The 11,571-nt window shown below is 60.7% G+C and carries 14 protein-coding genes and 2 tRNA genes; 10 read left to right on the forward strand and 6 right to left on the reverse strand.

Annotated elements, in window-relative coordinates; genetic code table 11:
• Positions 1–10: 10 nt before the first annotated feature.
• The 8 genes from QRN52_RS01210 (at position 11) to QRN52_RS01240 (ending at position 6,573) form a co-directional block, all read left to right on the forward strand.
• The gene (locus QRN52_RS01210) at positions 11–613 is read left to right on the forward strand and encodes a DNA-3-methyladenine glycosylase I (RefSeq protein WP_284750987.1); all 603 of its coding nucleotides are present in this window, start codon (positions 11–13) and stop codon (positions 611–613) included.
• A gap of 308 nt (positions 614–921) precedes the next feature.
• Positions 922–1,284 (forward strand): ArsR/SmtB family transcription factor, encoded by a 363-nt coding sequence (locus QRN52_RS01215; RefSeq protein ID WP_284750988.1) that lies wholly within the window; start codon positions 922–924, stop codon positions 1,282–1,284.
• A complete protein-coding gene (locus QRN52_RS01220; protein ID WP_284750989.1) occupies positions 1,281–2,297 on the forward strand; it encodes a cation diffusion facilitator family transporter in 1,017 nt (338 codons plus the stop codon). The genes QRN52_RS01215 and QRN52_RS01220 overlap by 4 nt, the downstream gene beginning before the upstream one ends.
• A 141-nt stretch (positions 2,298–2,438) precedes the next feature.
• Positions 2,439–3,794 (forward strand): FtsW/RodA/SpoVE family cell cycle protein, encoded by a 1,356-nt coding sequence (locus QRN52_RS01225; protein WP_284750990.1) that lies wholly within the window; start codon positions 2,439–2,441, stop codon positions 3,792–3,794.
• Positions 3,795–4,082: 288 nt separating this feature from the next.
• Complete coding sequence (locus tag QRN52_RS01230; protein WP_284750991.1) at positions 4,083–4,616, forward strand: hypothetical protein; 534 nt, start codon at positions 4,083–4,085, stop codon at positions 4,614–4,616.
• Complete coding sequence (locus QRN52_RS23890; protein WP_350225117.1) at positions 4,544–4,774, forward strand: DUF3800 domain-containing protein; 231 nt, start codon at positions 4,544–4,546, stop codon at positions 4,772–4,774. Before QRN52_RS01230 ends, QRN52_RS23890 begins: the two co-directional genes overlap by 73 nt.
• 901 nt (positions 4,775–5,675) lie before the next feature.
• Positions 5,676–6,128: an ArsR/SmtB family transcription factor gene (locus QRN52_RS01235; protein ID WP_284750992.1), complete on the forward strand. Its 453-nt coding sequence runs from the start codon at positions 5,676–5,678 to the stop codon at positions 6,126–6,128.
• A complete protein-coding gene (locus tag QRN52_RS01240; protein WP_284750993.1) occupies positions 6,103–6,573 on the forward strand; it encodes an SRPBCC family protein in 471 nt (156 codons plus the stop codon). Before QRN52_RS01235 ends, QRN52_RS01240 begins: the two co-directional genes overlap by 26 nt.
• 7 nt (positions 6,574–6,580) lie before the next feature.
• On the opposite strand, the gene QRN52_RS01245 is transcribed toward QRN52_RS01240, so the two are convergent.
• On the reverse strand, positions 6,581–7,450 hold the full coding sequence (locus tag QRN52_RS01245) for a rhomboid family intramembrane serine protease (protein WP_284750994.1): 870 nt from the start codon (positions 7,448–7,450) through the stop codon (positions 6,581–6,583).
• Positions 7,451–7,471: 21 nt separating this feature from the next.
• Positions 7,472–8,014 carry a peptidylprolyl isomerase gene (locus QRN52_RS01250; RefSeq protein ID WP_059388874.1) on the reverse strand — a complete coding sequence of 181 codons (543 nt, stop codon included), beginning with the start codon at positions 8,012–8,014 and terminating at the stop codon, positions 7,472–7,474.
• Positions 8,015–8,167: 153 nt separating this feature from the next.
• On the opposite strand from QRN52_RS01250, the gene QRN52_RS01255 reads away from it, so the two are divergent.
• Both QRN52_RS01255 and QRN52_RS01260 read left to right on the forward strand, forming a co-directional pair.
• Complete coding sequence (locus QRN52_RS01255; protein WP_284750995.1) at positions 8,168–9,148, forward strand: hypothetical protein; 981 nt, start codon at positions 8,168–8,170, stop codon at positions 9,146–9,148.
• Between the two features lie 122 nt (positions 9,149–9,270).
• On the forward strand, positions 9,271–10,155 hold the full coding sequence (locus tag QRN52_RS01260; RefSeq protein ID WP_284750996.1) for a glycosyltransferase family 2 protein: 885 nt from the start codon (positions 9,271–9,273) through the stop codon (positions 10,153–10,155).
• A gap of 4 nt (positions 10,156–10,159) precedes the next feature.
• Here the strand turns inward: QRN52_RS01260 and QRN52_RS01265 are convergent, their stop codons facing one another.
• The 4 genes from QRN52_RS01265 to QRN52_RS01280 all read right to left on the reverse strand — a co-directional run bounded on the left by QRN52_RS01265 (position 10,160) and on the right by QRN52_RS01280 (position 11,531).
• Complete coding sequence (locus QRN52_RS01265) at positions 10,160–11,068, reverse strand: DMT family transporter (RefSeq protein ID WP_284750997.1); 909 nt, start codon at positions 11,066–11,068, stop codon at positions 10,160–10,162.
• A gap of 67 nt (positions 11,069–11,135) precedes the next feature.
• Positions 11,136–11,211: transfer RNA gene (locus QRN52_RS01270), tRNA-Ala, on the reverse strand.
• Between the two features lie 72 nt (positions 11,212–11,283).
• Positions 11,284–11,400 carry a DLW-39 family protein gene (locus QRN52_RS01275; protein ID WP_284750998.1) on the reverse strand — a complete coding sequence of 39 codons (117 nt, stop codon included), beginning with the start codon at positions 11,398–11,400 and terminating at the stop codon, positions 11,284–11,286.
• Positions 11,401–11,457: 57 nt separating this feature from the next.
• Positions 11,458–11,531 (reverse strand) — tRNA-Ile (locus QRN52_RS01280).
• Between the last annotated feature and the right edge of the window lie 40 nt (positions 11,532–11,571).

Consider the following 11,571-nt stretch of genomic DNA (forward strand, 5'->3'; position numbering starts at 1 on the left):
AGGAACAGCTATGAACCCGCCCGAGAACGGCACCATCATTGGCGACGACGGCCTTGCGCGTCCGCCTTGGGCATCCGTTGACCCGCTCATGCGCGAGTACTACGACCACGAGTGGGGCATGCCGGTACGGGACGAACGGGGCCTGTATGAGCGCATCAGCCTTGAGGGATTCCAAGCGGGCTTGTCCTGGGCCACTATCTTGCGCAAGCGCGAAGCATTCCGGTCCGCTTTCCTGGACTTCCACCCTGAAAGCGTCGCGGCTTTCACGGAGGCGGACGTCGAACGGCTGATGCAGGATTCGGGAATTGTGCGCAACCGCCTCAAGATCCGCGCAACCATCACCAACGCCAAGGCCACCATCGCCTTGCGGAGCGAAGGCGGGTTGGTGGACTTCGTGTGGTCGTTCCAACCGGAATCGACGCCGGAACCGCGCACCTTTGCCGATGTCGCTACCCAATCGCCGGAGTCGATTGCTCTGTCCAAAGCCCTGCGGAAGAAGGGCTTCGCTTTCGTAGGCCCCACCACCATGTATGCGCTGATGGAGGCGATCGGCATGATCGATACCCATCTGCTTCACAGCCATCGTCGGGGAAGCTCCGGAGTTTGGCTCTGATGCCCAGCTTCTTTCCACAGAAGTGCGTAACTTTATCCACAGCTGTGGACAATTCATGTGGACATCCATGCACATGAAGCCAAGATCCCTGACATTCAGGTGATAACCGGGCCCTCACGCCTCGAACCCGTGGTTTTACCCAATGTGCACAAGGCTGTGGATAGTATCCGCGGGTTCACTGAGAGTTCACCGCGAGAGCATTGAGAACTTCATTCAGACCCTACTGACCGTGGCGTCTGGTCGACTTCCGGTTCGCTGTCCCGGGTCCTCGATGTGGGTTTGGCCGGGTTGTGTGAAAGAATCTGCGTATGAATGCAGATAAGAATGCCTGCTCGCTGGGAGTCGACAGCCAATACGTTGAATTGGCTGTGGAAGTGTTCGCGATGCTGGCTGATGCGACGAGGGTCCGGATCGTCCTGGCGCTCCGGAACGGCGAAATGGCCGTCGGGGCGCTGGCGGAACTCGTAGGGAAGTCGCCGGCGGCAGTATCGCAGCACCTTGCCAAAATGCGCTTGGCGAGAATGGTTTCCACGCGACAGGACGGAACCAGGGTCATGTACCGGCTGGAGAACGAGCATGCCCGCCAACTGGTGGCGGATGCGATATTCCAAGCAGAACACGCCTTGGGCGGCACCCCTGCACACCACCGCGCGGAACAGGAATCGGCATGAGCGGTCACCAGCAAGTCGGTCATCACGAGCATCATGTGCACGACCACGACCACGACCACGACCACGAGCATCATTCGGGTCTCAAGGGGTGGTTGTATGAGCTTTTCGTCCCACACACCCACGATGCCGCCGATTCAATCGACGATGCCCTTGAGTCCAGCACACAGGGCGTCCGGGCGCTGAAGATCAGCCTTTTCATACTCCTGGGCACCACGGTCCTGCAGTTTCTTGTGGTCCTCATCAGCGGCTCGGTTGCGTTGCTGGCCGACACCATCCACAACTTCTCGGACGCGCTCACCGCAGTGCCATTATGGATTGCGTTCATCTTGGGACGTCGCGCAGCAACTCGCCGCTACAACTATGGATTCGGGCGGGCGGAAGATCTTGCCGGACTGTTCATCGTCGGCGTGGTCGCGCTTTCGGCAGTCGTCGCCGCGTGGCAATCCATCGATCGGCTGTTCCATCCCCAACCCCTGCACAATCTGTGGTGGGTTCTTGCGGCCGGAGTCATCGGCTTTGCGGGCAATGAAATCGTGGCCGTCTACAGGATCAGGGTCGGCCGGCAGATCGGGTCTGCTGCGTTGGTTGCCGACGGCGTGCATGCGCGCATTGACGGATTCACCTCGCTCGCGGTGGTGCTTGGGGCCGGCGGCGTGCTGCTTGGCTTCCCGTTGGCGGATCCGATTGTGGGCCTGCTGATATCGGCGGCCATCATCGTCCTGCTCTGGGGTACGGTACGCAGCATCGGAAGACGGCTGATGGACGGCATAGAGCCCGAACTCCTGGACAGCGCAAAGGCCGCATTGGAAATGACACCGGGCGTTCTCTCCGTGCCGCGGCTGCAACTGCGTTGGGTCGGCCATCGCCTGCAAGGCGCCGCCACCATCGTCGTCGCCAACGCGCCCCTGTCAGCGGTGGAAGAAACTGTCAACGAGGCCACGCATCGGCTTGGGCACGCCCTCCCAAAGCTTGACGACATGGTGATACAACCCGTTGCGGAAGCTGGCCGCTGATCGACCGGGTCCTGTTCCCAACCGCTACCCAGCCCCTACGGCTATGATGGCCCACTGAACCTTATGTTGAGCCACTGACCCGATCTTGAGCCACTGAACCGGACCCGCCCGGCCGCCCGAGATCCACGAAGGAATATGCCCATGAGCCAGCAAGCGATTCTGGCGAAGCCTCGCCGAAACGTGGAAATGGTGCTTTTGGTGCTGGCCCTTGGCGTCGGCATTGGTGCCCTTGCAATGACCAGTGTGGACAAAAAGGAAGCCCTTGACGTTGGATTCTGGCTTCAGGCGGGTGCCTTGACGGCACTGGCCGGGGTCTTCCACGTTGTCCTGCGGTTCAAGGCAAGGTATGCGGATCCGGTGATCCTCCCGATTGTGGTGGCTTTGAACGGCCTCGGCATCGCCATGATCCGACGCTTGGATGCCTCGAACGGTACGACTGCGGGAGCTAATCAGCTCACATGGACGATCGTCTCGGTTCTGGTCGCGGCCGCCGTTTTGTGGCTTTTGAAGGATCACCGGCTTTTGCGCCGGTATACCTTCATTGCACTTGCGATCAGCGCCGCCCTCCTTATCCTTCCCCTTGTGCCGGGCATTTCGGCCGGCGACATCAATGGCGCGAATGTCTGGATACGCCTCGGCTCCCTGCAGTTCCAGCCCGGCGAGATCGTGAAGATCACGCTCGCCGTCTTCTTCGCGGGCTATTTGTCCTCCAACCGGGACTTAATCCTGCTGGCCGGCAGGAAATTCGGACGCCTGCAGTTCCCAAGGATCAAGGACACGGGCCCGATGATCACCGCTTGGGCAGCGAGCGTCGGCGTACTGGTCTTCCAGCACGATCTCGGCATGTCCATACTGCTGTTCGGGCTGTTCATCGTGATGATCTACGTTGCCACGAGCCGGGCCAGCTGGCTCGTCCTCGGCGTCGTGCTCATGCTTTTGGGCGGATACGCCGCAGCAAAGATCTTTTCCCACGTCGGCTTGCGCATTGACGCCTGGATCAATGCTTTCGACCCCCAGGTCTTCACCCGCTTCCCCGGAGGCAGCGCCCAGATTGTCCAAGGCCTCTTCGGAATGGCCGACGGCGGCCTGATCGGCAAAGGCCTCGGGCTCGGAAGCCCGGACCTCGTGCCATTCGCGAACAGCGACATGATCATCGCTTCCCTTGGTGAAGAACTTGGCCTGATCGGGCTGTTCGCGATCGTTCTCCTCTATTTGCTGCTTTTCACGAGGGGATTCCGGGCCGCCCTGGGCATCCGGGATGCGTTCGGGAAGCTCCTTGCCTGCGGGCTGGCCTTCTCCATGGCTCTTCAGTGCTTCATCATTATCGGCGGCGTCACCCGCCTTATTCCCCTCACAGGGCTGACGACGCCGTTCCTCTCCGCGGGCGGGTCCTCCCTCCTCGCCAACTGGATCATCGTCGCCCTGCTGTTGCGGATAAGTGATGCCGCCCGCAGGCCGCAGACCGTTGCTTCCCAGACCGAACACGTTCCGGTCTGACTCCGGTCCGCTACCCAGGCTGCCAGGCGTGCGTGCCTCGGCGAAGCCCGTCGCACCATCGAGGAGCCCCGGCTTCGTGTCGAGTTCTGGTCCGACTTAGCCGAGGGTGGCGACTTCACGGTGCTATGGTGACTCGCCCTGTCGGGACGGGTCCGTCTATATCGAAATTGTGAGCCGGGCGGTTTCGTCTGGGAGGCTCCACCCAAAGCGAGTACGGCTGGCGCGCGGCCGTGGTTTCGTCCGGCGCGGATGACCGTCTACTCCGGGCACCACGGTAGCTTTAAACGCATGTCTGGTTCCATGTCGCGATTGATCTACGTGGACGATTCCGGCGACCCGAAGTTTGGGTGGATCGTCTACGGATGGGTTGAATGCGCCCCTGCGGAATGGCGGCATGCTCTGCGCGAGTGGCTAGAGCTTCGTAAACGGCTCTGGCGCGACTACGGCGTTCCGCCGGGACAGGAGCTTCACGACACCCAGTACGCGCAGGGCCGGGGCAAGATTTCCAAGCTGTGCCCTGAGCGGTACATTCATGAAGGGGTGATGTACTGGAAGGATTTGGGGCGCAACGTCGCAGCCGAGTGTTTGGAAGTGCTCAAAGCTTGTCCCAGCATCCGGATCGGGGCAGTGGCCCGCAAGACAACCGCCAAAGGTTCTGATTACGAAGCTGAAAGGCCGAGGTCTACACCCGGCTCATCAACCGGTGGAACGATGAGCATGCTCAGGACGGAACTTTCGTGTTCGTCAGCATGGATGGCGACGGATCCGCCCAAAGCTATTTCAAGGCCCACCGGTCCTTGCCGTTGGACACCCGTCACGTGATTGAAGACCCGATGTTCCACGACTCCAAACGGTCCCAGTGGACGCAGATGGCCGACTTGGTCGCGTACGCGGCCTACATGCACGTTGACCAACATCCGAGAAATAAATTCGCGTGGGGCTGGTACCAGGATTTTCTCTCGAAAATCCTCCCGAGCTGATCTAACCTCTTAAACAGCTAAGCCCGCCAATCCGCGGAAGCGGGGCGAGCTTGCTCATAAAGCATAACACTACACAGGTGTAACCCACGATCATGGCGCAGGTACTCCACCGCATGGTCGCTGCGACCTTCCATTGCGCTGGCATTGTGGAAAGCGGCGGGGATAGTACCCGTCCGCGCTCCTATTGGTGCCGGCGGCACCGCCGTATCGCTTGGCCTCCTGCTGCGGCGGCCGCGAGCGATGGATGAACACCAGATTCCGGTAACAGATTTCATTTGGCGCCTTTCCACGCCTGGACCCAGGCATGTGCCGCTACCGGCAAGACAGAGCGATCAAAAATCCGCTTCCCACAACCGCTGCAGTGGGGGCACCCGAGTTACGCACTTAACAACAGGCAACTACCCACAAGTTATCCACAGTTGGGGAAAAACTGCGCCTACATAGTGGAAAACTCCCGGAACGGCGGGCCTCAGAGGGTAGGAAAGACAACGAACTACAGCAATGTGAGTTATTAACAATGTTGATAACTCTGTTGATACCGCGCTCTTGCGGCTGCGAACGCTGAAGTTGTCCACACACCCCCGGATAACCCACTTCTTATCCACATACCCACAGGCGTATGGGCAAAAGTTATCCACAGGTGTGGACGTTAATCCCAAGAGGAAAGCCCGACCCCTGCCATCTCGCTCCGGAGAGTCCATTCACCATCGAACTACATGCTTGTAAGTTACGCACATTGTGGATAACGCCTGTGGAAAACATCTCCAAGGGCCTTGACGGCATCAGTGCACAGTTCTAGGCTGGCCTTATTCAATGAATTAGTTGATAAACCAGTTGCTTGAGTACGGCGGAAGAGGTGGAAATCCGCGATGCGTGAGCCTGAGCCCAATAGGGGAGAAGCATGCCGGGCACGATTGCTGCAGCGGTGCTGGATCCGGAAGACCAGCTCAACAGGGCGTTCATGGCCCTCGCCGATCCTGTCCGCCGCAAGATACTGGCACGGTTGGCCTTGGGCGATGCCACCGTCAATGAGATCGCCCAGCCCTTCGCCGTCACCCTCCAAGCCATCTCCAAGCATCTTCAGGTGCTCGAAGGCGCGGGGCTTATCACGAGAAGCAGGGAAGCCCAGCGCCGTCCCTGCCACTTGAACACCACGGCGCTCGGCCCCTTGGCCGAGTGGATCGAGAACTACCGTCTTCAGGCTGAGGAACGTTTCGCCCGACTGGACGAACTATTGGCCAGTGAGACGCCATCTGCCGGCGAAGACACGGCAGACCCCGTCAAAAAGGGCACAGCCGACAAGGACAATCCGGAAAAGGAGAAGAACAATGAGCACCAACACAACAACCATTGACGTCACGGCGGGCACGCCGTTCATCGACACGAGCCGCGACTTCGACGCCGCACCGGAGCGCGTGTTCCAGGCTTTCACAGACCCCGAACTCGTCGTCAAATGGTTGGGTCCGCGTCGCCTGGAAATGCGCCTGGAGTCGTACGACGCGCGTACGGGCGGCAGTTACCGCTACACGCATCTCGACGACCAGGGCAACGAGTTCGGCTTCCGCGGGGTCTTCCACGAAGTCCAGGAGCCACTGCGGATCATCCAGACCTTCGAGTTCGACGGCGCCCCGGGGCAAGTCACCTTGGACACAACCAGGTTTGAAGACCTCGGAGGCCGCACACGTGTGGTGCAGCACTCCGTGTTTCCCTCGGTGGAAGCACGGGACATGGCAGTAGCCAGCGGCATGGATGCGGGCATCAAAGAGTCGATGGATCGCTTGGAGGAGCTCCTCGGTTAAGGAGTTCCTAGCCCGTCGTGAAGCGGAAGACGGTAGCCAGGACCAGAATCCCGGCCACAAGCGCCAGGCCGGCAGTCTGCAACAGCGCCTGGCGCGGTCCACGCGGAGCAAAGGCAATCACGGCGGCACACAGGCCTCCGGTGACAAGGCCGCCCAAGTGGGCCTGCCAGGCGATTCCCGGGACAACGAAGCCAATCACGCCGTTGATGGCAATCAGGATCCACAGCTGCCGGGTGTCTCCGCCGCGTCGGCTTTGGACTACCAACAGCGCGCCAAAGAGGCCGAAGATCGCACCGGAAGCACCTTCTACTGCAGTTCCAGGGATGACAGGAGTCAGGAGCAGGAAGCCGACAGAGCCACCAATGGCAGACAGAAGGTAAACGGCCAGGAAGCGGATGCGCCCCAGGACAGGCTCCAGCACTTGGCCAAAGATCCAGAGCATGTACATGTTGAGCACGATGTGCAGGACGAAGCCCTGGGAATGTACAAAAGCACTCGTCAACATCCGCCAGGGTTCGAAAGCCCCGTATTGCGGAGTGGCATAGCCGGATACAAAGAAGAGCTGACGCTCGACGACATCGCCGGGAATCAGCCATTGCAGCACGTACACCAGGGCACACAGCCCGATAAGTATGTACGTCGCCAAAGGACGTCCCGTCGCAATGGCGCCGCCATAAGCGGAACGCACTGCCGGCGTCGAACGCTTCATTTCATTGACGCAGTCAATGCATTGGAACCCGACGGCGGCCGCCCGCTGGCATTCGGGGCATGCAGGACGCCCGCAACGCTGGCACCGTACATAGGAGGGCCTGTCCGGGTGCCTGGGGCACACCGGAATGTCTGCTGACGGCTCCGCCGCCGGGATTCCGTAACTCATATGCTGCTCAGGCCCCGGGGATCAGAGCTGGACAATGTCAATGCTGTTGATGACGACGTCTTCGACAGGGCGGTCGCCCATGCCGGTGCGGACAGCCTCGATGGCGTCTACAACCTTCTTGGACTCTTCGTCAGCAACCTCACCGAAGATGGAGTGCTTGCCGAAGAGCCAGTCGGTGTTGACCGTGGTGATGAAGAACTGGGAACCGTTGGTGCCCTTGCCCATCTGGATGCCGGCGTTGGCCATGGCCAGCTTGTAAGGGGCGTTGAAGTTGAGTTCCGGGTGGATCTCGTCGTCGAACTTGTAGCCCGGACCGCCGATGCCGCGACCGAGGGGATCGCCGCCCTGGATCATGAAGTCTTTGATGATGCGGTGGAAAATGGTGCCGTTGTACAACGGGGTACCGGTCTTGTCTTCGCCGGTCTCCGGGTGCGTCCAGGACTTTTCGCCTGTGGCCAGGCCAACGAAGTTGGCGACCGTCTTGGGCGCGTGGTTGCCGAAGAGGTCAACCACGATGTCACCGAGGCTCGTGTGGAAAGTTGCTTTTGCGGTTGCGATGGTCATACGGCCATTCTTCCACGCAGGGTCAACGCCGGGACGGCCAGGAAGGCGGTTCCGCGCTCGGTGAAATCTTCCATGAATCCGCCGGATGAATAGCCGGTGCCGATCAAGCGACGTAGGCTAACAACAAACGAGCATGTTGATCGGGAGGTAGTTGTGAAGAAATCGGACCGGATTGCCCGCGAACTTGAACACACCGTTGTGAATGGTGTCGAAAATGCCAAGGACTGGGCGACACCGCGCGTCGAAGCAGCTGTGAACTGGGCTGTTCCCCGCATCCAGCACGGAATCGACACCGCTTCGCCGAAGCTCCAGGAAGGCCTGAAGTCGGCTGCGTACAACCTCGCCGACGGCGTTGCAACCGTCACGCCGAAGCTCCAGGAAGGCCTCGCGAACCTCGCACCGAAGATCCACGACGTCGTCGAGGACGCCTCACCCAAGATCCAGGAAGCCCTTAACAAGGCCACCCCGGCCCTCAGTCACGCCCGAGACAAGGTTGTGGAGGAGTACCTGCCCAAGCTCTCAGAGCAGCTCGGGCAAGCCTCCGAGGTTGTCCACCACGCCCTTGAGAATGCACCCGCGCAAGTGGACGCCGTCGCCCAGAAGCTGGTGGACTCCGGCGTGGTTCACAATCTGCAGGAGCAAGCACAAGCCACAGGATCCCAGCTGAAAGCCGCGGCCGAGGAAGCCTCCAAGACCGTTTCGAAAGAACTCGCCAGGACCCGGAAGCCCAAAAAGCGGGGCTTCCTGATCTTCACCGTTGTAGCAGCAGCTGCCGCGGCCGGGGTCGCCGCGTGGAGAGCCAGCCGCCCGGTGGAGGACCCGTGGAAGACTCCGGTCCCGGTAACCCCATCACCGGTGCCGGCCGCAGCGGTGGCCGAGAAAGTCGCTGACAAGGCCAACGAAGCAGCCGCCAAGGTAGCTGACAAGGTTGACGACGTGAAACTCAACGTGGCTGACAAAGCCGAGACCGTAGCCGAGAAGGCAAAGCACGCCGTCGAGGACGCTACGGACACCGCAGCAAAGGTGGCAACCGACGCCAAAACCGCGGTAAAGAACATCGCCGCCAGCCTGCACAAGGACGAAGCAGGCAAGGATCAGGCGGCCACGGACGAAGCCGGCAAACACGAAGCCTGAGCGAAAGCCACATTCGCTCCACGTTGAAGGGATTCCGGTTCGCCGGGATCCCTTCAATTGTTTGGCCACTTGTCACCGGAGGCTTCCTCAAGTAACACCGGCCTGATGTTAGATTTATGGGGATGCCAGCCGATAGATCTTTCGTAGATGCAGCCACCAACGCAGCCGTCGCACCCGTGAAGCCGAGCGTTTCAATCATCATCCCGGCGTTCAACGAGGAAAGCGTCATACGGCAGTGCTTGATCGCGGCCATCTACCAGTCGGTACCTGCGGACGAGATCATCGTCGTGGATAACAGGTCCACAGACCGCACTGCGCAGATCGTCCAGCAGATGCAGCAGGAATACCCGGAGAGCCCCATCATCCTGTTGAGCCAGGACAACGTGCAGGGACTCATCCCCACCCGCAACTTTGGCCTCAATAGCGCAACGTCGGATGTCCTCGGCCGGATCGATGCCGACTCCGTCCTGGAACCTGACTGGGTTGAGCAGGTCCAAAAGGCCTTCGCCGATCCCTCAGCGCAGGCGGCCACGGGTCCGGTGGTCTACTACGACATGCCCATGCGCCGATTCGGACTCAAAGCAGACGACAAAATGCGCCAGCTCATGCTTCGGCTCGCGAAACACCAGTACCACTTCCTCTTTGGATCCAACATGGCGCTTCGCCGTTCCGCCTGGGAAACCATCCGGGACGAAACCTGCCTGGATGAGAAGGACGAGATGCATGAGGACATCGATCTATCCCTGCACCTTGCCGACCACGATCTCAGGGTCCAGTACTGGCCGCAGATGGTCTCGGGAATGTCTGCCCGCAGGCTCGAGGATTCACCGCGCGACTACCGGTATTACGTGACCCGTTTCGACCGCACCTACAAGGCCCACAACGTCAAGAAGATGGCACTGAAGGCCCCCATGGTGGTGTTCTTCTCGGTCTACTTCCCGGCCAAGCTTCTCCGGGCCATCCACACGGCCAATGCAGGCCAAGGCGTGCGCCGCGGCGGCCTGTAGCCACTCAGTCAGCGCCGAGCTCGGCGATCTTGCCCTCGGCGTCGCCCTTGCCGCGCCGCTGACCAGCGACGACGACGGCGAGCCCAACCAGGATCAGGGCGAGTCCAGCATAGGTACCGGCCGGCAGGGTCTCGTGCAGGAAGACGGCAGCGAGAAGGGCTGCGCCCGGAATCTCCAGCAGGATGATCATCGACACCAGCAGCGGGCTCACGGTGGCCAGGAGGTGGTTGAACGCGGTGTGGCCCACCAATTGTGCGCACACAGTGATTGCTACGATCCCCAGCCAACCGCCGGCGTCGAACCCCACAAGCGGCTGGCCGCCAGTGAGGGCCAGAACGGCGACGATGGCGGCACAGATCCCGTAGCAAAGCGTCGTGTATGTTCCGGTGCCCATGCTCTGGCGGGCTTTACCTCCGGCCAGGGTATACAGGCCCGCCAGGGCGCCTCCCGAGAGGGCCAGGATGTCACCAAGGAGGGCTTTCGGGGAGGTTCCCATATCGAAGCCCGTGATGGCCGCGACGCCGCCCAACGCGATGCCCAGGCCCACCAGGACCGGCCAACGGTGCTTGCTGCCCCGGAGGAGCTGGAAAACGGCGATCCACGCCGACTGCAGGCACACCAAGGCGGTGGCTGCCGCGACTGACGTGAGCTGCAGCGCAGTGATGAAGCAAGCGAAGTGGAAGGCCAGCGCCACTGCCGCGACAGCGGACCAAGTGAACTCTCTGCGGGTGATCTTGCGGAACTGGCGCGGCTCGCGGATCAAGACCGGCGAGGCCATGACGACGGCGGCGATTGCGTTGCGCCAGAACGCGATGGCCAGCGCCGTGACAGAGGTAGCTCCAAGCGTTCCGGCGATGAGGGGTCCGGATGATGCGACTCCGAGCACACCCAAAGCAGCAACAATGAAGTTCACATTTCAACCTTAGTGGGGTGGCTTAACGCAAAGAGTCCCGGTCATTTCTGACCGGGACTCTTTCTTATGGTGGAGGCACGGGGACTCGAACCCCGAACCCCCTGCTTGCAAAGCAGGTGCGCTACCAATTGCGCCATGCCCCCATAAGAAGCAACCCATCCATACTACCCCAGTTCCTTCGATGGTTTTCACCATCTCCGGGCCGGGCGCCTTCGCTAGTCAACCGTGTCGGTTGCCTTGCTCCAGACTGTTTTCCGGGCTTCGGATTCCTGCACTTTTTTGTAGAGCAGGACGCCTGCGATCGCAGCTGCAACTACCAGCAACTTCTTCACATGCACCCCGTTCCGGCTTGGCTTCCCAAACCTTTAGCAAAACCTGTGCAGGTTCCGTGGGCGTACCAGGACTTGAACCTGGGACCTCTTCGTTATCAGCGAAGCGCTCTAACCGCCTGAGCTATACGCCCCGATACCTCTTCGGGCCGAGACATGACTTTACAGCACATC

The sequence above is a fragment of the Arthrobacter sp. efr-133-R2A-120 genome, from assembly GCF_030209835.1.
In the GTDB taxonomy this organism is placed as follows: Bacteria; Actinomycetota; Actinomycetes; order Actinomycetales; family Micrococcaceae; genus Arthrobacter.

What these genes read in the sequence shown, in the direction of transcription:
- QRN52_RS01210 (WP_284750987.1), top strand. Translation starts at nt 11, where the DNA reads ATGAACCCGCCCGAGAACGGCACCATCATTGGCGACGACGGCCTTGCG.
- QRN52_RS01215 (WP_284750988.1), top strand. Translation starts at nt 922, where the DNA reads ATGAATGCAGATAAGAATGCCTGCTCGCTGGGAGTCGACAGCCAATAC.
- QRN52_RS01220 (WP_284750989.1), top strand. Translation starts at nt 1,281, where the DNA reads ATGAGCGGTCACCAGCAAGTCGGTCATCACGAGCATCATGTGCACGAC.
- QRN52_RS01225 (WP_284750990.1), top strand. Translation starts at nt 2,439, where the DNA reads ATGAGCCAGCAAGCGATTCTGGCGAAGCCTCGCCGAAACGTGGAAATG.
- QRN52_RS01230 (WP_284750991.1), top strand. Translation starts at nt 4,083, where the DNA reads ATGTCTGGTTCCATGTCGCGATTGATCTACGTGGACGATTCCGGCGAC.
- QRN52_RS23890 (WP_350225117.1), top strand. Translation starts at nt 4,544, where the DNA reads ATGGATGGCGACGGATCCGCCCAAAGCTATTTCAAGGCCCACCGGTCC.
- QRN52_RS01235 (WP_284750992.1), top strand. Translation starts at nt 5,676, where the DNA reads ATGCCGGGCACGATTGCTGCAGCGGTGCTGGATCCGGAAGACCAGCTC.
- QRN52_RS01240 (WP_284750993.1), top strand. Translation starts at nt 6,103, where the DNA reads ATGAGCACCAACACAACAACCATTGACGTCACGGCGGGCACGCCGTTC.
- QRN52_RS01245 (WP_284750994.1), bottom strand. Translation starts at nt 7,450, where the DNA reads ATGAGTTACGGAATCCCGGCGGCGGAGCCGTCAGCAGACATTCCGGTG.
- QRN52_RS01250 (WP_059388874.1), bottom strand. Translation starts at nt 8,014, where the DNA reads ATGACCATCGCAACCGCAAAAGCAACTTTCCACACGAGCCTCGGTGAC.
- QRN52_RS01260 (WP_284750996.1), top strand. Translation starts at nt 9,271, where the DNA reads ATGCCAGCCGATAGATCTTTCGTAGATGCAGCCACCAACGCAGCCGTC.